The 22,648-nt window shown below is 71.9% G+C and carries 19 protein-coding genes and 3 pseudogenes; 15 read left to right on the forward strand and 7 right to left on the reverse strand.

All coding sequences use genetic code 11. The features are described from left to right. Window positions 1–183 precede the first annotated feature (183 nt). Entirely contained in the window at window positions 184–819 is a 636-nt protein-coding gene (gene msuE, locus QQK26_RS07980; protein WP_284231730.1) for an FMN reductase, read from the reverse strand. Window positions 820–1,057: 238 nt separating this feature from the next. On the opposite strand from msuE, the gene QQK26_RS07985 reads away from it, so the two are divergent. The 4 genes from QQK26_RS07985 (at window position 1,058) to lipA (ending at window position 4,043) form a co-directional block, all read left to right on the forward strand. Next, window positions 1,058–1,543 carry a glutathione peroxidase gene (locus QQK26_RS07985; RefSeq protein ID WP_284231731.1) on the forward strand — a complete coding sequence of 162 codons (486 nt, stop codon included), beginning with the start codon at window positions 1,058–1,060 and terminating at the stop codon, window positions 1,541–1,543. A 38-nt stretch (window positions 1,544–1,581) separates the two neighbouring features. Continuing rightward, window positions 1,582–1,944: a carboxymuconolactone decarboxylase family protein gene (locus tag QQK26_RS07990; protein ID WP_284231732.1), complete on the forward strand. Its 363-nt coding sequence runs from the start codon at window positions 1,582–1,584 to the stop codon at window positions 1,942–1,944. A gap of 210 nt (window positions 1,945–2,154) precedes the next feature. Further along, window positions 2,155–2,841: a lipoyl(octanoyl) transferase LipB gene (lipB, locus tag QQK26_RS07995; RefSeq protein WP_284231733.1), complete on the forward strand. Its 687-nt coding sequence runs from the start codon at window positions 2,155–2,157 to the stop codon at window positions 2,839–2,841. Between the two features lie 200 nt (window positions 2,842–3,041). Next, the gene (lipA, locus tag QQK26_RS08000) at window positions 3,042–4,043 is read left to right on the forward strand and encodes a lipoyl synthase (protein ID WP_284234500.1); all 1,002 of its coding nucleotides are present in this window, start codon (window positions 3,042–3,044) and stop codon (window positions 4,041–4,043) included. Between the two features lie 254 nt (window positions 4,044–4,297). On the opposite strand, the gene QQK26_RS08005 is transcribed toward lipA, so the two are convergent. The 3 genes from QQK26_RS08005 to QQK26_RS08015 all read right to left on the reverse strand — a co-directional run bounded on the left by QQK26_RS08005 (window position 4,298) and on the right by QQK26_RS08015 (window position 8,623). Beyond that, the gene (locus tag QQK26_RS08005; RefSeq protein WP_284231734.1) at window positions 4,298–5,647 is read right to left on the reverse strand and encodes an MFS transporter; all 1,350 of its coding nucleotides are present in this window, start codon (window positions 5,645–5,647) and stop codon (window positions 4,298–4,300) included. Between the two features lie 179 nt (window positions 5,648–5,826). Continuing rightward, on the reverse strand, window positions 5,827–6,324 hold the full coding sequence (locus QQK26_RS08010) for a MarR family winged helix-turn-helix transcriptional regulator (protein ID WP_284231735.1): 498 nt from the start codon (window positions 6,322–6,324) through the stop codon (window positions 5,827–5,829). 97 nt (window positions 6,325–6,421) lie between these two features. After that, a complete protein-coding gene (locus tag QQK26_RS08015; RefSeq protein ID WP_284231736.1) occupies window positions 6,422–8,623 on the reverse strand; it encodes a ricin-type beta-trefoil lectin domain protein in 2,202 nt (733 codons plus the stop codon). 577 nt (window positions 8,624–9,200) lie between these two features. Between QQK26_RS08015 and QQK26_RS08020 the strand changes: the two genes are divergently transcribed. The 8 genes and pseudogenes from QQK26_RS08020 to QQK26_RS08055 all read left to right on the forward strand — a co-directional run. Further along, window positions 9,201–10,538 (forward strand): ABC transporter substrate-binding protein, encoded by a 1,338-nt coding sequence (locus QQK26_RS08020; RefSeq protein ID WP_284231737.1) that lies wholly within the window; start codon window positions 9,201–9,203, stop codon window positions 10,536–10,538. Between the two features lie 26 nt (window positions 10,539–10,564). Next, the gene (locus QQK26_RS08025) at window positions 10,565–11,503 is read left to right on the forward strand and encodes a carbohydrate ABC transporter permease (RefSeq protein WP_284231738.1); all 939 of its coding nucleotides are present in this window, start codon (window positions 10,565–10,567) and stop codon (window positions 11,501–11,503) included. Next, window positions 11,503–12,321 (forward strand): carbohydrate ABC transporter permease, encoded by an 819-nt coding sequence (locus tag QQK26_RS08030; RefSeq protein ID WP_284231739.1) that lies wholly within the window; start codon window positions 11,503–11,505, stop codon window positions 12,319–12,321. Before QQK26_RS08025 ends, QQK26_RS08030 begins: the two co-directional genes overlap by 1 nt. 23 nt (window positions 12,322–12,344) lie before the next feature. Next, entirely contained in the window at window positions 12,345–13,394 is a 1,050-nt protein-coding gene (locus tag QQK26_RS08035) for a LacI family DNA-binding transcriptional regulator (RefSeq protein WP_284231740.1), read from the forward strand. Between the two features lie 284 nt (window positions 13,395–13,678). After that, window positions 13,679–14,010 (forward strand): annotated as a pseudogene (locus QQK26_RS08040) (glycoside hydrolase family 3 N-terminal domain-containing protein); the annotation flags it as partial. A gap of 112 nt (window positions 14,011–14,122) precedes the next feature. After that, a pseudogene (locus QQK26_RS08045) lies at window positions 14,123–15,283 on the forward strand (glycoside hydrolase family 3 C-terminal domain-containing protein); the annotation flags it as partial. A gap of 123 nt (window positions 15,284–15,406) precedes the next feature. After that, window positions 15,407–15,709: a fibronectin type III-like domain-contianing protein gene (locus QQK26_RS08050; RefSeq protein WP_284234502.1), complete on the forward strand. Its 303-nt coding sequence runs from the start codon at window positions 15,407–15,409 to the stop codon at window positions 15,707–15,709. 30 nt (window positions 15,710–15,739) lie between these two features. Further along, window positions 15,740–15,904, forward strand: a pseudogene (locus QQK26_RS08055) (hypothetical protein); the annotation flags it as partial. 3 nt (window positions 15,905–15,907) lie between these two features. Here QQK26_RS08055 and QQK26_RS08060 read toward each other — a convergent pair. After that, on the reverse strand, window positions 15,908–16,141 hold the full coding sequence (locus tag QQK26_RS08060; RefSeq protein WP_284235387.1) for a hypothetical protein: 234 nt from the start codon (window positions 16,139–16,141) through the stop codon (window positions 15,908–15,910). A gap of 86 nt (window positions 16,142–16,227) precedes the next feature. Further along, window positions 16,228–17,256: a 1-aminocyclopropane-1-carboxylate deaminase/D-cysteine desulfhydrase gene (locus QQK26_RS08065; protein ID WP_284231741.1), complete on the reverse strand. Its 1,029-nt coding sequence runs from the start codon at window positions 17,254–17,256 to the stop codon at window positions 16,228–16,230. Window positions 17,257–17,355: 99 nt separating this feature from the next. Here QQK26_RS08065 and QQK26_RS08070 point away from each other — a divergent pair, with 99 nt between their 5' ends. Then, window positions 17,356–17,859: an Lrp/AsnC family transcriptional regulator gene (locus QQK26_RS08070; protein WP_284231742.1), complete on the forward strand. Its 504-nt coding sequence runs from the start codon at window positions 17,356–17,358 to the stop codon at window positions 17,857–17,859. A gap of 105 nt (window positions 17,860–17,964) precedes the next feature. On the opposite strand, the gene QQK26_RS08075 is transcribed toward QQK26_RS08070, so the two are convergent. Further along, window positions 17,965–18,978 (reverse strand): LacI family DNA-binding transcriptional regulator, encoded by a 1,014-nt coding sequence (locus tag QQK26_RS08075; RefSeq protein ID WP_284231743.1) that lies wholly within the window; start codon window positions 18,976–18,978, stop codon window positions 17,965–17,967. A 153-nt stretch (window positions 18,979–19,131) separates the two neighbouring features. On the opposite strand from QQK26_RS08075, the gene QQK26_RS08080 reads away from it, so the two are divergent. Together QQK26_RS08080 and QQK26_RS08085 are read left to right on the forward strand one after the other, a co-directional pair. Beyond that, on the forward strand, window positions 19,132–21,567 hold the full coding sequence (locus tag QQK26_RS08080; protein WP_284231744.1) for a glycoside hydrolase family 36 protein: 2,436 nt from the start codon (window positions 19,132–19,134) through the stop codon (window positions 21,565–21,567). Beyond that, window positions 21,470–22,594 carry an ABC transporter substrate-binding protein gene (locus tag QQK26_RS08085; RefSeq protein WP_284231745.1) on the forward strand — a complete coding sequence of 375 codons (1,125 nt, stop codon included), beginning with the start codon at window positions 21,470–21,472 and terminating at the stop codon, window positions 22,592–22,594. Before QQK26_RS08080 ends, QQK26_RS08085 begins: the two co-directional genes overlap by 98 nt. Window positions 22,595–22,648 lie beyond the last annotated feature (54 nt).

Below are 22,648 nucleotides of genomic sequence, written 5' to 3' on the forward strand. Positions count from 1 at the left end.
TCATCAGCAGTCCCGAATGACGGAACTCCGGCAGAACCGGTGCCGCCCGGCCCGACACGGCGGGGGACGACACCAGGACTCCGTCATTCGGGATCGGACGGCGCATCCGCTGTCCCGGTCCCCGCACGGAAGAAGGGGCCGGGCCCGCAGTCCCGACCCCCTCGCGGTGCGCTCCGCGCCCCCTCAGCTGTACAGACGCACCGGTGCGCGGGGGTCGCGCTCCGGCGTGACCTCCGCGACTCCCTCGGCGAGGGCGGCGCGGATCGCGCGCTTCTCCTCGACGTTGCCGCGCACGAGCGGCAGCGCCCGGGCGATGGACTTCTCGATGCGGTCGGCAAGCAGCCGGCTCGAGACCCGGTAGTCCGTGAAGTCGGAGTCGTGGGCGTAGACGCCCAACGGCAGCGTGAGCGCCTGGAAGAAGGCGAACAGCGGCCGGAACTGGTGCTCGATGATGAGCGCGTGGCGCTCGCTGCCACCCGAGGCGGCGAGCAGCACCGGGGTGTCGACGAGCGCGTACTGGTCGACGAAGTCGAACAGGTGCTTGAAGAGCCCGGTGAAGCTGGCCCGGTAGACCGGGCTGGCGACGACCAGCAGGTCGGCCGTCTCGATAGCCTGCAGCTCCTCCTCGACGACGGCGGGGAGTTCGGCGCGGCTGAGCGCCCCGGCGAAGTGCGGCCCGATCTCGGTGAGCTTGATGAGCCGGGCCTCGATCGGATGCACCTGCGCGAGACGGTCCAGGATCTCCTGGAGCAGCACGGTGGTCTTGGAAGGGTCGTGCAACGAGCCGGAGACGGCGACGACCTTGATCGGGGTGGACATGCGCACCAGTGTGCTCCGGCCTACGACGGGCGTCGAACGGGTGCGTCACACTTCGACGCGGGGCGTCGTCGTCCCCTCGACCGCGAGGACGCGGGTGACGCGATCGGAGCTCGCCGGAGCCTGCACGGGGGTGGAGGCCGTCGTGGAGCGACCGTCCCATCCGGCGGACGGGGGCCGCGGGGGCCGCGTCGGCCGTGCCCACAGCCTGCCGGTTCCGGGCGGGTCTAGAGTCCGTTCCATGACCGCGCTCGCCAGCATCCCCCTCACGACCATCGACGGCCGCACGACCAGCCTCGACGAGTACGAGGGCAAGGTGCTGCTGATCGTCAACGTCGCCTCGCGCTGCGGTCTCGCGCCCCAGTACGAGACGCTCGAGGAGCTGCAGAGGACCTACGGTGAGCGCGGCTTCACGGTGCTCGGCTTCCCGAGCAACCAGTTCCTGCAGGAGCTCGGCTCGGAGGACGCCATCGCCGAGTACTGCTCGATGACCTGGGGCGTCACCTTCCCCATGTTCGAGAAGGTGAAGGTGAACGGTCGCTCGCAGCATCCGCTCTACGCCGAGCTGACGAAGGCGCAGGACGACGCGGGCAAGGCCGGCCGTGTCAAGTGGAACTTCGAGAAGTTCGTGGTCGCCCCGAGCGGCGAGATCCGCCGCTTCCGGCCGACCACGCTGCCGGACGCGCCCGAGGTGATCGCGTTCATCGAGGCGAACCTGCCCGCCTGAGCCGGAATGCAGCGGTCCGGCCGCCGGTTCGAACGGGTATGAGCGACTACTTCGACCGCGAGGACGACAAGAAGCACGTGCGGGTCTACAAGGAGCAGACCCCGGACATCCTGCAGGCGTTCGGCGCCTTCGACAAGGCGGTGTTCGCCGCCGAGGGTCGCGAGATCCCGCTGAAGTACCGCGAGCTGATCGCGCTCGCCGTCGCCGAGACCACGCAGTGCGTCTACTGCATCGAGGCGCACGCGAAGCGGGCGGCGGATGCGGGCGCCACCGAGGGCGAGCTCGCCGAGACCGCCTGGGTCGCCACGGCGATCCGCGCCGGCGGCGGCTACACGCACGGCCGCCTCGGCTTCAAGTTCAGCGGCCTGCGCAACGAGGACGGCACGCCGCACGAGCACTGAGCCCGTCCAGCACCTGCGACTTCGCGTCGGGGCGCCTCGGCGACGCTGGGGCATGCGCCCGCGCGCCCCGTTGCCGTCGAAGCGCCCCGAAGCGGAGTGAACCAATCGGCGGGTGAGCGCAACCGGTGGCGAGACGGCCGGCGATCGAGCCCCGACCGGGCGTCACACGATTAACTGGACGCCGTGCAGTTAATCGGCGAGGCTCGTGGCATGACGCTGCTCGCCGCTCCTCCGCCGCCCTCCGCAGCGGGCGACCGCATCCGCTCCACCGTCGTCGGCCTCGTGCCCCACGCCGTGCCCTACGCCCGCGGGCTCGCGCTGCAGGCCGAGTCGACCGCGCGGCTCGAGGCCGGGGACGACCGCGGCGAGCTGCTGCTGCTCGAGCACGAGCCGGTCTACACGGCCGGCCGGCGCTCGCTGCCGGAAGAGCATCCGACCGACGGCACCCCCGTCGTACCGGTGAGCCGCGGCGGCAAGGTCACCTGGCACGGGCCGGGCCAGCTGGTGGGCTACCCGATCGTGCGGCTACGGCGACCGCAGGCGGTGGTCGACTTCGTGCGCGTGCTCGAGCGCACGCTCATCGACGCCGCCCGCGAGCTCGGCGCCGACGCGGTCGCGGTGCCCGAGCGCAGCGGCGTGTGGGCGGTGGCGCAGGGCGGCGATCTGGTCAAGGTCGGGCAGATCGGCCTCAGCGCGCGGCGCGGCGTCATCGGGCACGGTTTCGCGCTCAACTGCAGCAACGCGCTCGAGCCGTTCGCCGCCATCGTGCCCTGCGGCATCACGGATGCGGGCGTCGGCTCCCTGAGCACGGTGCTCGGCCGCCGCGTCGATCCGGTCGACGTGCTGCCCGTGCTGCTGCCGCGGCTGCAGCGGATGCTCGAGGAGCAGGCCGCGTGAGCCCGGCGCGCATGCTGCCGTCCACGGGCACGCGGCCGGAGGAGCGGACGGTCGGATCGAGCGGCGCGCCCGCGGGGTCCGGGCGCGAGCAGGCCGGCGGTCCGACGGGACCGCTCGCCGCGGCGGACGGCGCGACCGCCTCGCCCGGCGGGCCGTCGCAGGCGGCCGGCTCCGCGCATCCGCTGCCCTTCCCCACCACGGTGCGACCCGCCGCCGAACACCCGACCGCACCCGACGGCCGCCCGCTGCTGCGGGTCGAGCAGCGCAACCGCGAGACGCCCATCGAGCGCAAGCCCGAGTGGATCAGGACCGTCGCGAAGCAGGGCCCCGAGTACCGGCAGCTGCAGGGCCTCGTGAAGGACGAGGGCCTGCACACCGTGTGCCAGGAGGCCGGCTGCCCCAACATCTTCGAGTGCTGGGAGGACCGCGAGGCCACGTTCCTGATCGGCGGCGCCATCTGCACGCGGCGCTGCGACTTCTGCCAGATCACCTCCGGCAAGCCGCTGCCGCTCGACCTCGACGAGCCGCGCCGCGTCGCCGACTCGGTCGCCACGATGGGCCTGCGCTACGCCACGATCACGGGCGTCACCCGCGACGACCTGCCCGACACCGGCGCGTGGCTGTACGCCGAGACCGTGCGGCGCATCCACGAGCGCAACCCGGGCGCCGGCGTCGAGGTGCTCGCGGACGATCTCGGCGGACGCCCGGAGCACCTGCAGCTGGTCTTCGACGCGGCGCCGGAGGTGTTCGCGCACAACCTCGAGACGGTTCCGCGCATCTTCAAGCGCATCCGCCCGGCGTTCCGGTACGACCGGTCGCTCGACGTCATCGCGCAGGGCAAGGCCGCGGGCATGATCACGAAGTCGAACCTCATCCTGGGCATGGGCGAGACCGACGACGAGGTGCGCAGCGCGATGCGCGATCTGCGCGACGCCGGCACCGACATCCTCACGCTCACCCAGTACCTGCGCCCCTCGCCGCTGCACCTGCCGGTGGACCGCTGGGTGAAGCCGCAGGTCTTCGTCGAGCTGCGCGAGGAGGCCGAGCGGATGGGCTTCGCCGGCGTGCTCGCGGGCCCGCTCGTGCGCTCGTCCTACCGCGCCGGGCGGCTCTGGGCGCAGGTCATGGAGGCGCAGGGGCGCGAGATCCCGGCCGCGCTGCAGCACCTCGCCGCGGACCGCACCTTCCGCCAGGCCGTCTGAGCGAGCGGATGCGCACCACGCGCATCCGCTCCCCGCCCCACTTCACCCCACCAACCCGCACCCAACCCAACCCGATCCAACGCAACCCGCACCCCCACCCGACCCCCACCCCTGGTCGATTCGGAGGAGCGGCTCGAGTCGGCGGCTGCTCGCACCGGTCGACTCGAGCCTCAGGGCGTGCAGCGCGCCCCGGCAGCGGTCTCCGCTCCTCCGAATCGCACGTGCGGCGGCGCGGAGTGGTCGCCAGGCGATGCTCAGGCGTCGCCCGCGCCGACCGCGGCGGCCTCCTCGACCGGGCTCGGGTCGCGGCCGTCGATGGGGCGCAGCGCCTTCGCGCCGAGCGCCAGAATCGCGACCGTGACGACGACGCTCGCCGCGGCGACCCAGTAGGGCATGCCGGGGCCGAAGGCATCCGCGAGCAGGGTGGCGAGCGGCGGGGCGATGGCGCCGCCGAGGAAGCGCACGCCCGAGTAGGCGCCCGAGGCGACCGGGCGGGGCAGGTCGGTGGCCTCCATGACCGCCTCGGTCAGCGCCGTGTTGAGCACGCCGAGCGCGAGCCCGCCCGCGACCACCGCGGCGACGACCCCGGCTGGCACGTCCGCGAGCAGGCCGGCCGCGACGAGCACGACGGCCAGCACCCCGAGCGCCCCGCGGATCACCGCCGTGCGGCGGAAGCGCCGGGTGAGCGCGGGCGCGACGAGCACGCTCGTCAGCGCGACGCCGAGGCCCCAGCCGAAGAACACGAGGCCGAGCCCGAGCTCGCTGAAGGGCAGCACGAAGGGGCTGTAGGCGAGCAGGATGAAGAAGGCGATGTTGTAGAAGAAGGCACCGGCCGCGAGCACGCCGAGCGCCGGCACGGCGAGCGCGCGGAAGGGCGCGCTGAGGGGGATGCGAGCGGATGCGGGCCGGGCATCCGCGGGACCGGAACCGGCGGCGTCCGCTCCGGCCGCGGCGGCGACCGTCGCTCCGCCGGCCGCAGCCGCGCCGGACGCGCCCGCGGCACCGCCCCGCGCATCCGCTCCTCCACCGCCCTGCCCGGGCAGCAGCGCGACCACCGCGACGAAGCCGATCGCCATGAGCGAGGCGGTGCCGAAGAAGGGCCCGCGCCAGCTGACGCTGCCGAGCGCGCCGCCGACGAGCGGCCCGATGGCGATGCCGAGGCCGAGCGCCGCCTCGTAGAGGATGATCGCGCTGCCGGTGCCGCCCGAGGCCGCGCCGACGATCGTGGCGAGCGCCGTCGAGATGAAGAGCGCGTTGCCCAGCCCCCAGCCGGCGCGGAAGCCGATGACCGCGTCGATGCTGCCGCTGAGCCCTGCGAGCGCGGCGAAGACCACGACGAGGGCGAGTCCGATGAGCAGCGTGCGCTTGGCGCCGATGCGGCTGGACACCCAGCTCGAGAAGAACATGACCACACCGGTGACCGCGAGGTAGCTGGTGAAGAGGAGCTCGCTCTCGGTGGGTGTGGCGTCGAGGCTGCTGGCGATCGCCGGCAGGATCGGGTCGACGAGCCCGATGCCCATGAAAGCGATGACGCAGGCGAAGGCGACCGCCCACACCGCCCTGGGCTGCTTGAGGATCGAGCCGGTGGCTCCGTGGGCGCTCATGCGCACTCCTTCCGCCGCGGCGGGGCCGCGGATCGACGCGGCCTCGGCCGCGATCTGCTGGCCGGCGCGCCGCGCGGAGCGGTGGTCGGTCGTACGGGCTTCGCCGTCGAAGCGGATGCGGGCGATGGCGCCCGCACGGGAACTCGCGCACCCGGGTTCGTCACCGGGCGCGCGAGGGCTCAGGTGGTGCGGGTGGCCGAACCCTCCAGCACGCCCGTTGCGGATGACGCGGTGCCCGGTTCCGAGCGGACCTCCGCCGCGCTCGGGTCGAGACGCTCGCGCAGCAGCGCGACCGTGCGGCGCAACGCCGCGACGTCCTCGGCGTCGAGGCCGCCGAACTGCGGCTCGAGGGCCGCGACGAGTCGCCGCCGCCAGTCGTCGAGGGCGGCGTCGCCGGCGTCGGTCAGCACGACGAGGCGTGCGCGCGCGTCGCCGGGGTCGGCATCGCGCCGCACCCAGCCCTGCGCCTCGAGGCCCTCGACGATCTTCGTCATGGTCGGCTGCGCGACCCGGCTCGCGGCCGCGAGGTCGCCGAGCCGCAGCGGGCGCTCGCGCAGGGTGCTCAGCGCGCCCCAGACCGCGGCGGAGCGGTGCTCGCCGGTGGCTTGCGCGGCCCCTCGCGTGGCCCGGTGCACGAGCGCGAGCAGCTCGCCGAGCTCTGCCAGACCGTTTCGCATAGCCTAACTATATAGCGTCGCTATCGTCTCCGCAACGCCCGATGGCCACGCGGAGGTCGGGCCCCGGGCCTGAGTGCCCGGGGCCCGACGAACGGTCCTACTGCATCGCCCACCGCTGGGTGGCGCTGCCCGTCGGGCTCCAGAGCTGCACCGCCGAGCCGTTGGCCGTGCCGAACGCGGCGACGTCGAGGTTCAGCCCGTTCGAGAGGTTGCCGATCGTGCCGTCCGTGCGGAACGCCCAGCGCTGGCTGGTGCTGCCGTTGCACGGCCACAGGATCGCCTTCGTGCCGGCGGTGACGCCGTTGCCGTCGGCGGCCAGGCAGCGGTCCCCGATGCGGATCTCGTCGGCGGCCGTGCGCGTGAAGCGCTGGTTGGCGTTGCCCACGCAGTCCCAGACCTGCAGCTGGGCACCGGATGCCCCGTTCGGCACGTCCAGGCAGCGGTTCGAGTTCGCGCCGCGGAGGCTGAACGGCACCCCGAGCGGCGAGGCGTCGGTGACGTACTGCCACTCCTGCGCGTCGTTGTCGCTGCTCGGCAGCGCGTTCTGCAACGCGATGGAGCCGTTGCCGCCCGCGGTGACGTACAGCGAGGCGTTGCGCGCCGACTGCATCGTCACGAATCCGTCGCTGGTCGGCACCAGGCGCCACTGCTTGTCACTGGCGCCGTCGTCGACCCACTGCGCCAGCGACTGGCCGGCGGTGGCCTGACCCGTCCAGGTGGCGATGCTGCGGCCGCCGCTCTTGTTGAGGAAGGTCGTGAGGCCGTTGCGGGTCTCGGCGCTCCAGCGCTGCTGCTCGCCGGCTCCGCTGCGCGGCACCGTGAGGAGGTCCGGCGTGTCCCCGGTCAGGTTCGCGTCCTGAGTCCTGCCGGACTGCGGGCTCAGCACCTGGCCGGTCTTGCGGTTGACGAGCAGGCCGTAGGCGCTGTCGGTGCGCCCGATGTCGAGGTCGGCGTGCAGCACCGGGCCGGTGCTGCCACCACTCCACCCCGCCTGCGCGATGAGCACCCGTCCGGTCCCCTCCACGTACTGCAGGTTGCGGCTGTAGCCACCGGGCACGCTGCTCTGGAACTCCTTCCACTGCCCGTCGCTGCGGCCGCTCTCGTTGACCCAGACGCTGCCGCTGCCGGCCGCGTTGTAGATCAGCCGCCCGTCGGGCAGGGCGACCGTGACCGGGCTGCCGCCGGCGCTCAGCCCGCGCTGACCGGAGGGGACCGGCAGCGTGCCGATCTCGGCGCCGTCGGCGTCGCCGGTCGCGAAGAAGCGCAGCGGGTCGTCCGCCATGAGCACCCTGGTGTTGGAGCCGCCGCCGAAGAACTCGAAGGTCATCATCCAGCGACCGTCCACCGTGGGGGCGACGGTGGTCATGCCCGGCCGTCCTCCGCCGATCTGCCGCTTGCCGTTGCCGCGGTCCTGGGTGAGCCCAGGCGCGTCGACCACGGGCTGGCTCCAACCGGCGCTGCGCCCGTCCCAGGTCCTGTGCACGAGGATCTGGCCGTGCGAGTCCGGGGCGGAGGCGTTCTGGGGATCGATGGTCGGCACGCCGGTCTGCGGGTCGAAGCCGAGGTAGTCGTTCTCGTCGGAGTAGTACGCGACGAGCTGCCCGTTGCGGGCGATGAGGTGCGGCTCCCAGACGGGGTCGACCTGCCGGGCGGAGTTCGCCGCGGCGGTGCGGCCGATGGCACCGGCGCTGCCGCCCTGCCATCCGCCCTGCGCGATGACGTTGAGGAACCGCCAGCTGGCACCCTCGTCGCTCGACGCGTAGAGCGCGATCGCGACATCGCGACGGTCCCCGTCCCCGGTGGGCCGCCAGTTGGGATCGGCCGCCTTCTGCTCCGCGGCGTAGGCGTCATCGCCGGAGACGACGGTGGCGAGCAGCAGGGTGCCGGCCGGCAGCGCTCCGACCGCCTGCGGCAGCACGTAGAGGTGCGGGTTGGTCCAGTTGCTCGTGTACTTGGCGTACTGCGGGTCCGAGGAGGCGTAGGCGGGCGCCACCACCTTCGCGAGCGAGCGCCAGGTGGTGCCCTGATCGTCAGAGACGTGGATGGGCATGGTCTGCCCCACCGGCGCCGTCTGGCTGTCCTCGAACGCGGCCACGAGCCGCCCGCTCGGCAGCTGCGCGGTCTTCGGGTAGAGCACGCACGGGTTCTTGTTGCAGGACGCCGGGTTCTGCGCGGTGAACAACGGCGATGCCGTCGGTTGGTAGGCCGCTGCCGGTGCGATGCCGGTGATGGCGAGACCTGCGGCGAGGACGGTACCGGTGAGTCCGGCGATGAGGCGCCGGGAGTACAGCTGCTCCATTGCAGCTCCTTTCGAGTGAGCGATGGGATCGAGCATCCGCAATCCGACGCCACAGCGGAACCGCGCGCCGCGAGCTGGAAACCTTTTCTCGTCGCTGAGGGATCGTCACCCCGTCCGCGGGCCTCCGAGCGCCTGGTCGGTCGCCGGGGGCGCCTCGCCGCAGCCGCCCGCTCGGATCTCGAGAGCACGGGCGCCGAGATCGGGTCCATCGGAGCGGCCGCGTTCCTCGCGCTCGTCCTGGGCGCGGCGACGACGGCGGCGGTCCGCAGACGATGCCAGCCCCGGTGATCCGCCAGCCCGGGTGATCGACCAGCCCGGGTGACCAGCCAGCGCCCCGCGAGTGAACTCGCGAGGGCGCTGCGCTGGTCCCGGCGAGGGCGCTGCGCTGTTCCCGGCGGGGGGCGGAGCGACCGCCGAGGAGTGCGCAAGGCAGGACGACCGGGCACGAAAATCTTTCGCTCATCGAAGACTTCCCCGGCCTTCCCCGCGCGCATACATTGACCAATGCGTCCGACCCGAGACGTTCATCCGGCCCCGCGCAGCAGCGGAGACGGGGTCGACACAGAGAGGTGTCCCCATGAAAATCTTTCGCACCCCGGCTCGAGGTGCCGCCGGTCTGACGGTCGCAGCGCTCAGCATCGCGGCGCTCGCCGGCTGCGCGCCGGCGTCGAGCGACGGTCCGAACGAGAACCGTCCCGAAGGCGAGATCCACGTCGCCGTGTACGGCGACGCTGCCGCGTCGGTCGAGCAGGCGGCGGCGGATCGCTTCAACGAGGACTCGGAGATCAAGGTCGTCATCGACTCCATCCCCGGCGACAGCAACTACGGCAGCGCCGTGCGCACGTCCCTCGGCACCGACAACGCCCCCGACATCTTCATGAGCTGGGGCGCCGCCGACATCGAGCAGCTCGTCGACGCGGGGGCGCTGCTGCCGCTGGACGAGTTCATCGCCGAGGACCCCGCCCTGCGCGATTCGTTCATCCCCACCGTCTTCGACGAGCAGGTGATCGACGACGAGGCCTACGGCATCCCCATGCGCGGTACCGCGCCGACCTTCCTCTTCTACAACGAGCAGGTCCTCGCCGATGCGGGGCTCGAGCCCGCGCAGAGCCTGGACGAGCTGCTCGACCAGACCGAGGTGCTCGCCGCCGACGGCGTGACGCCGGTCGCGCTCGCCGGCGCCGACGTCTGGCCGACCCAGATGTGGTTCCAGTACCTGTTCGCGCGCCAGCTCGGCAACGAGGCGGTCGCCGACGGACTCTCCGGCGACGCGGACGTGTGGGAAAGCGAGGGCAGCCGCACGGCGCTGACCGAGCTGCGCGACCTGGTCGACGCGGGCACCTTCGGCACCAGCTTCGACTCGGTCGGCTACTCCAACCAGGGCACGACCGCGCTGCTGAGCCAGGGCCGCGCCGCCTACGAGCTCATGGGCACCTGGAACTACGCCACCCTCGCCGCAGCCGACGCCGACTTCGCCGAGAACGACCTCGGCTGGGTGGCGTTCCCGGAGCTGACCGGCGGCGCCGGCGCCCCCGGCGACATCGCCGGCAACCTCGCGAACTACTACAACGTCGCCGCCGACACGCGCTATCCGGAGGCCGTCGCGGGCTTCCTGGCCGAGCTCTACAGCGACGATTTCCAGAACGACCAGCTCGCGATCGGCAACCTGCCGCCGACGACCAACGCCGGTGAGCTGGTGGCTGCCAATCAGGACCTCGACGCGCGGACCAAGGAGTACCTGGACTTCGTCATCGGCCTGGTCGAGGACGCCCCGTCCTTCCAGCTGTCCTGGGACCGCGCCGTGCCGACCGAGAGCACGACGCGACTGCTCGACGCGATCAGCGGCTACACGAACGGCTCGCTCGACGCCGATCAGTGGGTGGAGCAGATGCAGTCCCTGACCGCCACCGACTGATCCACAGGACGAGAGAACTCCCCGCCATGCCCTCCGCCGCGCCCCGCGCGCGTCGAGGCACCACCCAGGCCCGCCGGGTCGGTCAGCATGAAGCTGGTCGGCCCGGCGCGGTCTGGGCGCTGCCCGCCGCGCTCTACTTCGTGCTCTTCGCCCTGCTGCCGCTCGGTTTCGCCGTCTGGCTGTCGTTCACCAGCTACAACGGGATCCGCCTGGCTCCCCCGAGGTTCATCGGCCTCGAGAACTGGACCCGCCTCGTCGCCGACCCGGTCGTACTCGGCAGCGTGGGCACGACGCTCACCCTTGTCGTGGTCGCGGTCGCCACGCAGGTGCCGCTCGGCCTGCTCACCGGGGTGTGGGCGGCCGGACCGCAACGGTTCCGGGCCGTGATCGGCGCGCTGTACTTCATCCCGCTGCTCATGTCGACGGCGGCCGTCAGCGTGCTGTGGAGCTCGCTGATCGACCCGAACTTCGGGCTCCCGAACGCCCTGCCGTTCCTCTTCGGCGATGGCAACCTGCTCGGCGACAAGGGCTCAGCGCTCGGCGTGGTGGCCTTCATCTACCTGTGGGGTGCGACTCCGCTCTACACGCTGATCTTCCAGGGGGCCGCGCGCACCATCCCGCTCTCCCTCTACCAGGCCGCTCAGCTCGACGGAGCCGGCATCGTGCGCCAGTTCTTCTCGATCACCCTGCCGCAGCTGCGCAACACGATCATCACGGTCTCGATCCTGATCGTCGTGGGCACCTTCACGGCCTTCGACATCATCCTCATCCTCACCCGCGGAGGGCCGGACAACGGCACCGCGATCCTGCCCTTCCTCATGTACGAGCAGGCCTTCGTGTCGTTCGACCTCGGCTACGGCAGCGCCATCGCCGTGGTGCTCGTCGTGCTCGCCGCGGTCGTGTCGACGGTCATGGTCAAGATCACCGGATACGCGGACATGGCCGGAACGCAGGAGGGCATCTGATGCGCACCCGACCGAACTGGATCGCCGGCGCGGCCGCGCTGCTGTGGCTGGCCGTCGTGCTGCTGCCCGTGTTCCTCATGCTCCGGGCGTCCTTCGAGTCGCAGGGGACCTACCTGGCGAACGGCCCGATCGCCCTGCCGACCGAGTTCAGCCTCGACAACTTCGCGCGCTCCTTCGAGATCGGCTTCGGGCGCTACCTGCTCAACGCCGGCATCATCGCCCTCGGCACCGTCGCGATCGTGCTGATCCTGGTCCCGCCCCTGGCCTTCGCCATCGTGCGCAGCCGCTCGCGCACCGTCCGCGCCGTGTTCCGGGTCCTGCTGATCGGCCTGGCCGTGCCAGCCCAGGTCGTCGTCATCCCGCTGTACTTCCTCATCGACTCGCTCGGCCTCTTCGACACCCTGCTCGGCGTCATCCTGCCCACGGCGGCGTTCGTGGTCCCGCTGACCACGCTGGTGCTCACCGGGAGCATGCGCGAGATCAGCGGCGAGACCTACGAGGCGATGGCGCTCGACGGCGCCGGCTCGGTGCGCACGTTCCTCAACCTGGTGCTGCCGCTGTCGCGCGGTGGCATCGCGACGATCGTGGTCTACACCGCGCTGAACGCCTGGAACGGCTTCCTCCTGCCCCTCATCCTCACCCGCTCCCCCGAGGTGATGGTGGCCACGGTGGGTCTGAGCCAGTTCCGCCAGCAGTTCAGCGTGGACATCCCCGGGCTGCTCTCGGCAGTGGTGCTCACGATCATCCCGATCTTCGTCGTCTACCTCTTCGCCCGGCGCGCGCTCGTCGCCGGCCTCACCGGAGTGGGCGGCAAGTGATGGCGGGCGAGGCGACGCGGTCGGTGCGCCGCATCACCATCGGCGACGTCGCCCGCTCGGCGAACGTCTCCGAGGCGACCGTCTCGAAGGTGCTCAACGGGCGCCGCGGGGTCGGCGGCGACACCCGCGAGCGGGTGCAGGATGTGGTCCGCGAGCTCGGCTACGTGAGCATCAGCGAACGGCAGGGCTCCCTGCGCCGGGTCGGCGAGGCCACCATCGAGGTGCTCCTCGAACCGCACGACGTCGACAACCCGTACTTCTCGACCTTCATCGGCGGCGCGGTGCAGCAGGCCGCGGACTCGGCCGCCGCACTGCTCGTGCGACCGGTGACCTCGATCGACGAGCGCTTCGATCTGCGCTGGGCGCAGTCGGTGGCACGGGCGGGGCGGGTCGGCGTGATCGAGCTCACCAGCGCCTACTCGGCCCACCGCGAGAACGCACTGCGCGCGGTCGGTCTGCCGATGGTGCTCGTCGACCCGATCGACCGCCCGCGGCCCTCCACCCCGAGCATCGGCGCCACCAACTGGGCCGGCGCCTACGAGGCCGCCCAGCATCTGCTCTCGCTCGGCCACCGCAGGATCGACTACATCGGAGGACCTCCGAAGGCCCGCTGCGACGAGGTGCGCGCACACGGGTGGGCGGCCGCGATGGGCGATGCCGGCATCGCCGTCGACATCGAGGCGGTTCCGCGCGAGGCCTACTCCTTCGAGCACGGGCTGCGCGCGGCGACGGCGCTGCTGCAACGGCCCGACCCGCCGACGGCGATCTTCGCCGGGAGCGACATCAGCGCCAAGGGCGTGCTCGAGGCCGCCCGCCGGCTCGGGGTGCTGGTGCCCCGCGACCTCAGCGTCGTCGGCTTCGACGACACCTACCTGGCGCAGACCTCGACCCCGCCGCTCACCACCGTGCATCAGCCGATCGCCGACATCGGCCGCACCGCGGTCTCCACCCTGCTGCGGTTGGCCGCCGGCGACGCGCTGGCGACGCGTCGGATCGAGCTCGCCACCCATCTCGTCATCCGCGACTCCACGGCTCCGCCGTCGCCTCGCAACCCGAACGAAGGACGCCCATGACCCCCGAGAGCATGATCCCCGAGAACCCGTCGACGACGCCCCGCTGGCACGACGTCTCCCTCCCTCCCCGGGACCGCGCCCGAGCGCTCCTCGACGCCATGACCCCGAGCGAGCGCCTGGCCCAGCTCGGATCGACCTGGCCGGACGCCGACGGCGCGAGCGGCGACGTCGCTCCGATGCAGAGCACGCAGAATCGCGCGCAGCCCTTCGACGAGGCCATCGCCGGCGGCATCGGTCAGCTGACGAGGGTCTTCGGCACCGCCCCGCTGACGCCCCTGGAGGGCATGGCCAAGCTCAACGAGCTGCAGCGCGCCGTCCGCGACGCCAACCGCTTCGGCCTGCCCGCGCTGGCGCACGAGGAGTGCCTCACCGGGTTCACCGCCTGGCAGGCGACCGTCTTCCCGACCGCGCTCGCCTGGGGCGCCACCTTCGATCCGGACCTCATCGAGCGGATGGCCGCGGCCATCGGTCGCGACATGGCGGCCGTCGGCGTGCAGCAGGGGCTCTCCCCGTGCTCGACGTCGTCCGCGACTACCGATGGGGCCGCGTCGAGGAGACCATCGGCGAGGACCCCTACCTCGTCGGCGAGATCGCCGCCGCGTACGTCCGCGGGCTCCAGTCGGAAGGCATCGTGGCCACCCTGAAGCACTTCGTCGGCTACTCCGCCTCCCGGGGGCGCGCAACCACGCCCCGGTCTCGATCGGGCCCCGCGAGCTCGCCGACGTCATCCTGCCCCCTTCGAGAAGGCGGTCGTCGCGGCGGGTGTGCGCTCGGTGATGAACGCCTACAACGACAACGACGGCATCCCGGCGGCCGTGGACCGGTCCCTGCTCACCGAGCTCCTGCGCGAGACCTGGGGTTTCGAGGGCACGGTCGTCTCCGACTACTGGGCGATCCCCTTCGTCAACAGCATGCACCGGGTCGCCGAGGACGATCTCGACGCGGCACGCCAGACCCTCGCCGCGGGCATCGACGTCGAGCTGCCGCACACCATCGGCTACGCGCCGGCGCTGCTCGAGGACCCGGCCTCGCTCGCGCTCATCGACGCCTCGGCGCTGCGCGTGCTCACCCAGAAGGCCGAGCTGGGACTGCTCGACGCGGACTGGGCCCCGCCCGCTCCGACCGCGATCAATCTGGACTCGGCGGGCAACCGCGACCTCGCGCGCCGGATCGCCGAGCGCTCGGTGGTGCTGCTGCAGAACGACCGGGCGGCGCTGCCGCTGCGGGCGCCGGAGAGCATCGCCGTGATCGGGCCGGGCGCGGACGACGCCGGCTGCCTCTTCGGCTGCTACTCCTTCGTCAACCACGTCGTGCCCAACCACCCGGGCATCGACATCGGGGTGACGGCGCCCACGGTGCTCGATGCCGTGCGGGCCGAGTTCCCGGGCGCCACGGTGCGCCACGCGCTGGGCGTGCCGGTGCTCGGCGGCGATGACGACGGGCTCGACCGGGCCGTCAGCCTCGCGGCGGAGAGCGAGATCACCGTGCTCGTCGTCGGCGACCGTTCCGGCATGTTCGGCCACGGCACCTCGGGCGAGGGATGCGACGCCGAGGATCTGCGGCTGCCCGGCCGGCAGACCGAGCTGGTCGAGCGGGTGCTCGGGACCGGAACGGAGGTCGTGCTCGTCGCGCTCTCCGGCCGGCCCTACGAGATCGGCGGCGCCGCGCGGGCATCTGCCGCCGCCCTGCAGGTGTTCTTCCCGGGCGAGGAGGGCGCTGGGGCGGTCGCCGGAGTGCTCTCCGGACGCGTCAGCCCCTCCGGCCGCCTCCCGGTGCAGATCCCCGGGGATGGCTCCAACCAGCCCGGCACCTACCTCGCAGTGCCGCTCGCGCTGCGCAGCGACGGGGTCAGCAACCTCGACCCGACGCCGGCCTACCCCTTCGGCCACGGGCTGTCGTACACCCGCTTCGAGGTCGAGCGGTTCGACGCCGCGGCACGGCACATCCCGGTCGACGGACGAACGGTCCTCACGGCGCGCGTGCGCAACGCCGGCGGCACCACGGGCAGATGGGTGGGCCAGGTCTACCTGAGCGACCCGGTCGCGAGCGTCGCCCGACCCGTGCGACAGCTCATCGGGTTCGGCGCGATCGAGCTCGCCGCCGGGGAGACGGCGACGGTCGAGTTCGACTTCCACGCCGACCTCGCCGCGTTCACCGGGCGCGATGGCACGCGACGGGTCGAACCCGGACTGATCGAGCTCCGCCTCGCCGCGGACGCCGCCGACGAGGGACGGATGGTCGTCATCGAGCTGACCGGCGACGCACGTCGCGTGAACCACTCGCGCGAGCTCACGATGCCGGTCCGCCCGGTCTGAGCGTCACCGACGCGGGATGCCGCCGGTCGCTTGTCGCTCCGTCCCGGCACCAGCCCTCGTCGCCGTTGCGATCACCGCATCGATCACGGCGGTGCGCCTCGATCTCGAGCTGCGGATCAGCGCGGTCGCCCTGCGCTTCCTCGGGCGCAGGGCTTCGCCGCGACCACGGTCGAGGACATCGCGGAGTCGGCTGGCGGTTCACCGAGGACCTTCTTCCGCTGCTTCGCGACGAAGGAGGATGCGGCCCTGTTCGATTTCATCGAAGTCGATGAGGCGCTCGGAGGGCTTGAACTCGACGTCAAGGATCTGGCGGACGCCAGCGTCGAGGTGCAACGGTTCCTCGCAGGCCTGCTCCGAGCCCTCGAGGGCGACAGACTCGAGCGATTCGCCCAGATCCGACGCCTGACCGAGGCGATCCCATCGATCCGCCACGCAGCCGATGCACGCCTGCGCACCGTGACCCGGGGCATCCGAGACGCGCTCATCGCTGCGCTCGGCGAGGCCGCGGACGACGCCCGTCAGAGCTCGAGCTGCCGCAGTCGGGGCACGTTGCCCCAGACGACGGAGGTGTAGGCCGGGTCGAACATGGCGTGGTAGCCGCCGGTGTGCCAGAACACGACCGGTCCTCGCAGCGTCTGTCGGCGGGCCTGGTCGATGAGCGCGGCGGCCGCCTTGCCGGTGTAGACCGGATCGACGACGATCCCTTCGAGTCGCGCCATGAGGTCGATGGCCTCGTAGACGCCGTCGGCAGGCTTGCCGTACCCCTCCCCGAGGTACTGCTCGGTGATCTCGAGCGCATCGGCGCCGATCTCGATCGTCGGCGCCACCAGCGCCGCGGCCTCGCGCGCGAGCTGCAGGTACCGCCCGGGCACGTCGTCGTAGACGTTCTCCGCCACGACGACGCCGAGGATGCGCGTGTCGGCTCCCTTGATCGCCCGCCCGAGGACGAGACCCGCGTGCGTGCTGCCGGCCGAACTCGCGTGCACGATGGTCGAGAAGGATGCGCCCTCAGCCGCCATCTGCTCGTCGAGTTCGCGGTAGGCGCGGGCGAAGCTCGTGGCGCCGCGGCCGGTGGCCGATCCGATGGGCAGCCGGTAGACGTGCTCCCCGTCCGCCTCGAGCTCCGCGACCACATCGGAGGTGCGCTGAGCGAGCTCCACCCACGAGATGTCGCCGACCAGCCGCAGGTCGGCGCCGAACAACGCGTCGAGCAGCAGGTTGCCGACCGGCTCCTTCGGCTCGTCGTGGCAGAGCACGAGCGTGCATCGCATCCCGAGTGCGGCCGCCGCGGCCGCGGCCGCCCGTGTGGCGTTGGAGTGACGCGACCCCTCGGTGACCAGGTGCGTCGCGCCGAGCTCGCGGGCGCGAGCGAGCTCGACCTCGAGCTTGCGCACCTTGTTGCCCGCCAGTCCCACGGAGCCCAGATCGTCGCGTTTCGCCCAGACCTCGACGCCCAGCTCCTCGCTGAGCCGGTGGAGCGGCTGCACCGGCGAGACGAAACCGCGCAGGTCGAGTCGGGGGAGATCGAGTGGCATCGAGGCGTTCATGCGTGCACCGTACGCCGTCGGCACGGGCCGCACGAGCGCGTCCGACGCAGAGGAGCACGTGCGCGCCAGGCGCAGCCGTGACACCGGATAATTGGGCATATGCACACACTCGACGCCCTTGATGCGAGCATCCTCCTCGAAAGGGATGCCACTCCGGAGGCGACCGTCCTGGAGATCGCGCGTCGGCTGCAGATCTCCCGGAACACCGTCCACAGCCGGCTGCGGCGCCTGCGCGAGAGCGGGGCGCTGGGGGCACCGAGCTCGGCGCTGCTCGCCCAGCACATCGCGAGACCGCTGGTCGCGTTCGTGACGGTCTCCGTGGCGCAGCAGCACATCGATGGCACCGTCGCGGCGCTGCGCGCCATCCCCGAGGTCCTCGAGGCGCACACGATCACCGGCGACGCCGACATGATGCTGCGCGTCGCCGCGGCCGACACGGCCGACCTGCATCGCATCACGCAGCGCATCCAGCTCGCCCCGGGCGTGCGGCGCAGCAGCACCTCCATCGCCACCACGGAGGTCGTCGCCCGACGGGTCGTGCCCTTGCTCGAACGGCTCCGCGACCAGACCACCGATCGCGCCCCGAAGCCGCCGTCGCACTAGTTGGAGGCGGGGGCGAAGCGGCGCGATCTCGTCGGCTGATGGGGAGCGGCGAAGGCGGCATCAACGGCTGACTACCACAAGCCAAACAGAATGACGGTTATCGGATCACTGGTTGGCAGCCACTGCCGTGCTCTCGCGCCATTGCACCTCGGGGCGGAGGGTGTGCAGGTCGCCCGCATCCGCCTCGTCCGACATCGCGGCGAGGAGGGTCGCGACGCCGCGGGCGCCGAGCTCGCTGAAGTCCTGCCGCACGGTCGTCAGCGAGGGGACCCAGAGCGAGGACAGGGGGTGGTCGTCGAATCCGGCCACCGAGATGTCCTGCGGCACGCGCCGTCCGCCGTCGACGAGTCCGCGCATCAGTCCGAGCGCGATCTCGTCGTTGCCGCAGAGCACGGCCGTGACCTGCGGGTCCGCGGCCAGCTCGCGCCCGACGGCGCGTCCGCTCTGCGGATCCCAGGTCGCCTCGATGATGTCCGGCACCGGAGCGCCCGCCTCCTGGAGCGCGGCACGCCAACCGGTCGTACGGCCGTCTTCGCCGTGCACGGCAGGGACCGTGATGTGGTGCACCGTGCGGTGGCCCATCTCCAGCAGCCCGCGCACGAGCTCCTCGGCCGCGGTCGACTCGTCGATGAGCACTTGCGGCACGCCGTCCGCACGGGCACCCGACAGTGCCACGACCGGCACCGACGTGGGCAGCGAGCGCAGGGTGGCATCGCCCGCCGGGTCGAAGGTGAGCACGATGACCCCCTCGGGGCTCTGCGAGAAGGCGGCGGTGACCGCGCGCCGCACCACCTCGGGGTCGTCGTTCTCGACCACGGAGATCGTCACCGTGTAGTCGGCCGCACGCGCGGCGAGCTCGATACCGCGGATGGTCTCGGCGTAGCCGTATCGCGAGGTGTTGCTGGTGACGATGCTGAGCATCCGGGACCGCCGGGAGGCGAGCGTGCGCGCTGCGGCGCTCGGGCGGTAATCGAGCTCCTCGATTGCGGCGAGAACGCGCTTGCGCCGCTTCTCGCTGACGGGCACCACCTGGTTGAGCACGCGCGAGACCGTGGGCACCGAGACGCCCGCCCGCTCGGCCACGTCGGAGATCGTGGCCTGCTTCTTCACCGTCGTCATGGAGTCCTTCTGCTGGGCGGTCCGGCCGCTCCCTGCGGGACGGCACCTGCCGTTCATCATAGATCTTGATAGCGGTTTCAAACTGCGCTACGTTGCATCTCTGAAAGCGGTATCATTCGATAGCGCGACGACGTCGATGGAGACGGAGCACGGATGAGCACGGACACCTGGCTGACAGGCGGCATCGCCCTCGCGCTGCACTGGTCGCAGGACGAGCCGGTGACGGTGACGCTGAGCGAGAACGGTGCCGAGCGCGGAGAGCACAGGGTGCCGCTCGTCGAGGTGCTCACCGCGGGCAGCGGCCACGTGCCCGCCTCCGCACGCTCGGTGCACACCGAGCTCGGGGCCGCGTTCCGTCACGTCGGCACGCAGCAGTCCCTCGAGGACGGCACCGCCCGGCTCGAGATCGTGCAGTCCTCAGGCGCTCTCGAGGCGCGGGCGCAGCTCGAGGTGCTGCCGGGCACCACCGCGGTGCGCTCGACGGTAGAGGTGCGCAACACCGGCGACGAGCCCGTCGTCCTGCTGTCGGTCGCCTCCTGGAGCGCGGGATTCACCCTGGCCGGCGATGACGATCCGATGGCCGGATGGCAGCTGCTCTCCGGGCGCAGCGACTGGCTCGGCGAGGGTCGCTGGACCACGACCGACCTGCGCCGCGACCTCTTCCCGCGTCTCGCCGAGCATCTCACCGGCCACGACCCGCGCGGCAGTCACCGCGTCGCCTCCACGGGCACCTGGTCCACGGGTCAGCAGCTCCCCTTCGCCGTGCTCGAGCACGCCGAACAGCGACGGGCCCTCGCCTGGCAGATCGAGCACAACGGCTCGTGGCGATGGGAGATCGGCGAGGACACCGCGGGCGGCTACCTCGCGCTCTCCGGCCCCACCGCCGACGACTCCTCGTGGTCGCAGATGCTCCGCCCAGGCGAGGTCTTCCGCACGGTGCCCGTCACGGTGGCCGTCGGAGCGGACGCGGATGCGGCCGTGGCCGCGCTGACCCGGTACCGCCGCGCCTCCCGTCGCGATCACGACGACAACCGGCTCATGCCGGTGGTCTTCAACGACTACATGAACACCCTCGACGGTGATCCGACCACCGAGAAGCTGCTGCCGCTCATCGCGAGCGCCGCGGAGGTCGGCGCCGAGGTGTTCTGCATCGACGCGGGATGGTACGACGACTCGGGCCACTGGTGGGACAGCGTGGGCGAGTGGCTGCCGTCCACCACCCGGTTCCCGGGCGGCCTCGGCGAGGTCATCGGCGCGATCCACGACGCCGGGATGGTGCCGGGCCTCTGGCTCGAGCCCGAGGTGGTCGGCGTGCGCAGCCCCGTGGCCGATGCGCTGCCGACCGAGGCGTTCCTGCAGCGTCACGGGCAGCGCGTGGTGGAGCACCACCGCTACCACCTCGATCTGCGCCACCCGGCGGCGCGCGCTCACCTCGACGGCGTCGTCGACCGGCTCGTGCGCGAGTTCGGCGTCTGGTTCTTCAAGTTCGACTACAACATCGACCCGGGTGCGGGCACCGACCTGCACGCCGACAGTCCGGGTGCGGGCCTGCTCGCCCACAACCGCGCGCACCTCGATTGGCTCGACGGCGTGCTCGACCGGCATCCGCAACTCGTCATCGAGAACTGCAGCTCGGGCGCCATGCGCATGGACTGGGCGATGCTCTCCCGCCTGGCCATGCAGTCGACCTCCGACCAGCAGGACTTCCGCCGCTACCCGCCGATCGCCGCATCCGCTCCGCTCGCGATGCTGCCGGAGCAGGCCGCCAGCTGGGCGTATCCGCAGCCGGACATGGATGCGGAGGAGATCGCGTTCTGCCTCGTCACCGGACTGCTGGGCCGCTACTACGTCTCGGGCTATCTGAACCGCATGGACGATGCGCAGCGGAGGCTGGTGACCGAGGCGATCGCCGCCGCGCGATCGCTGCGCACCGAGATCGCCGGGAGCGTGCCGAGCTGGCCGCTCGGCTTGCCGGGGTGGGAGGACGGCGACGTCGCCCTCGCGCTCGATGGCGACGGCTCGTCGCTCGTCTCCCTCTGGCACCGGCACGGCGAGGGCGGCACCGTCGCCCTCGAGCTGCCCCACCTGCGCGGTCGCGACGTCGTCGTCGAGACCGTGTTCCCCCTCGCTCCCCGCTTGGCCGACCTCCTGGGACGCCGAACGCGGAGTGCTCGACGTGCACGTCGGCGATCGACTCGCTGCGCGCACCCTCCGCCTCACCGCGCACCCGAACGCGGCGGTCTGAGGCTTCGCACCACACTTGGAAACGCAGTCACGAAGGAGCAGTTCAATGAAGAAGTGGATCCCCGCAGCGGCAGCATTCGCCGCCGTCGCAGCGCTCACCCTGGCCGGATGCTCGGACCCCGGCACCGGCGGCGGCAATGGCAACGGCGGCGGCGCCGAGGGCTGGCCCGCGCAGGACACCGACCTGACCGGTACGAGCCTCACCATCTGGGCCGCGCAGAACTCCAACACCATCCCCGACAGCGTCGTGGAGGGCTTCGAGGAGCTCACCGGTGCGGAGATCGACGTGCAGACGATCCCGGACCCGTACGAGCAGAGCGTGCAGACCCGGGTCGCGACCGGTGACAAGCCGGACCTCGCGTTCTGGCAGCCGACCGCCTCGCAGCTCACGGCGCTCAACGCCTCGCAGAACCTGCAGTCGCTCGAGGGTGCGCCCTGGCTCGACGCGTACGACCCGGCGTTGCGCGACATCACCGGCATCCTCGACGACACCCGCTACGCGGCGCTGATCAGCACGCCCGCCGTGGAGGGGGTCTACTACAACAAGGAGGTGTTCGCCGAGGCCGGCATCACCGAGACCCCGGAGAACTGGGACGAGTTCCTGCAGACGGCCCGCGACCTCAAGGCCGCCGGAGTGACGCCCTTCTTCGACTTCGGCGGCGGCACCCCGTGGGCCACGCAGTGGTGGGTGCAGGTGCAGCTCGCCGACGCCGCGACCGACGGCCTCTGGGACCGCGTGAACGCCGGCGAAGAGAAGTTCACCGACCCCACCATCCTGGGCGCGATCGAGGGCTACAACGATCTCATCGAGGAGGGCCTCTTCAACGAGAACCTGCGCACCGCCACCTTCGAGGATCAGGGCCCCGCGCTGCTCGCCGGTGAGGCGGCCATGACCGTGCAGGTGAACTCCTTCTTCGGCCAGCTGCAGTCGCTGGCCGACACCGAGGAGCTCGACGAGAAGATCGGATTCTTCCCGATCTCGCCCTCGGGCAACGTCGGCACCTTCATCCCCGACCAGGCCAACGCGGTCGTCGCGTTCACCACCGGTGACGCCGAGCGCGAGGCGGCGACCCGTCAGCTGCTGAGCTACTGGCTCGGCGACGGCTACCCGGCCTTCGTCGAGGCGCAGTCGACCGTCTCGCTGCAGAGCGACGTGCCGTCGCCTGCCGGCGTGCCGCAGGCGCTGCTCGACGTGAGCGCCTCGCTCGGCGACTCGGTCGGCTCGATGCAGGCCCTCGCGATCGTCAACCCGGACCTCTACCTCAACCTCGGCGACATGATCCAGGGCACGCAGACCCCGCAGCAGGTGGCTGAGACCACGCAGTCGCAGTTCGAGGAGCTGGCCGGCGCCATCGGCGCGTCCGGCTTCTGATCAACCGGATGGGGCGGCGTGCGCGCCGCCCCATCCCCTCCCCGTCAGAGAGGA

The sequence above is a fragment of the Arenivirga flava genome (genome assembly GCF_030161575.1).
GTDB classification, from domain to species: domain Bacteria; phylum Actinomycetota; class Actinomycetes; order Actinomycetales; family Microbacteriaceae; genus Arenivirga; species Arenivirga flava.

Bases quoted from the DNA above. Each gene is read 5' to 3' on its own strand.
- QQK26_RS08080 (WP_284231744.1), top strand. From the start codon at position 19,132: ATGAGCACGGACACCTGGCTGACAGGCGGCATCGCCCTCGCGCTGCAC.
- lipB (WP_284231733.1), top strand. From the start codon at position 2,155: ATGACGCTGCTCGCCGCTCCTCCGCCGCCCTCCGCAGCGGGCGACCGC.
- QQK26_RS08075 (WP_284231743.1), bottom strand. From the start codon at position 18,978: ATGACGACGGTGAAGAAGCAGGCCACGATCTCCGACGTGGCCGAGCGG.
- QQK26_RS08020 (WP_284231737.1), top strand. From the start codon at position 9,201: ATGAAAATCTTTCGCACCCCGGCTCGAGGTGCCGCCGGTCTGACGGTC.
- QQK26_RS08015 (WP_284231736.1), bottom strand. From the start codon at position 8,623: ATGGAGCAGCTGTACTCCCGGCGCCTCATCGCCGGACTCACCGGTACC.
- QQK26_RS08010 (WP_284231735.1), bottom strand. From the start codon at position 6,324: ATGCGAAACGGTCTGGCAGAGCTCGGCGAGCTGCTCGCGCTCGTGCAC.
- QQK26_RS08030 (WP_284231739.1), top strand. From the start codon at position 11,503: ATGCGCACCCGACCGAACTGGATCGCCGGCGCGGCCGCGCTGCTGTGG.
- QQK26_RS08025 (WP_284231738.1), top strand. From the start codon at position 10,565: ATGCCCTCCGCCGCGCCCCGCGCGCGTCGAGGCACCACCCAGGCCCGC.
- QQK26_RS08070 (WP_284231742.1), top strand. From the start codon at position 17,356: ATGCACACACTCGACGCCCTTGATGCGAGCATCCTCCTCGAAAGGGAT.
- QQK26_RS08005 (WP_284231734.1), bottom strand. From the start codon at position 5,647: ATGAGCGCCCACGGAGCCACCGGCTCGATCCTCAAGCAGCCCAGGGCG.
- QQK26_RS07990 (WP_284231732.1), top strand. From the start codon at position 1,582: ATGAGCGACTACTTCGACCGCGAGGACGACAAGAAGCACGTGCGGGTC.
- QQK26_RS07985 (WP_284231731.1), top strand. From the start codon at position 1,058: ATGACCGCGCTCGCCAGCATCCCCCTCACGACCATCGACGGCCGCACG.
- QQK26_RS08065 (WP_284231741.1), bottom strand. From the start codon at position 17,256: ATGAACGCCTCGATGCCACTCGATCTCCCCCGACTCGACCTGCGCGGT.
- msuE (WP_284231730.1), bottom strand. From the start codon at position 819: ATGTCCACCCCGATCAAGGTCGTCGCCGTCTCCGGCTCGTTGCACGAC.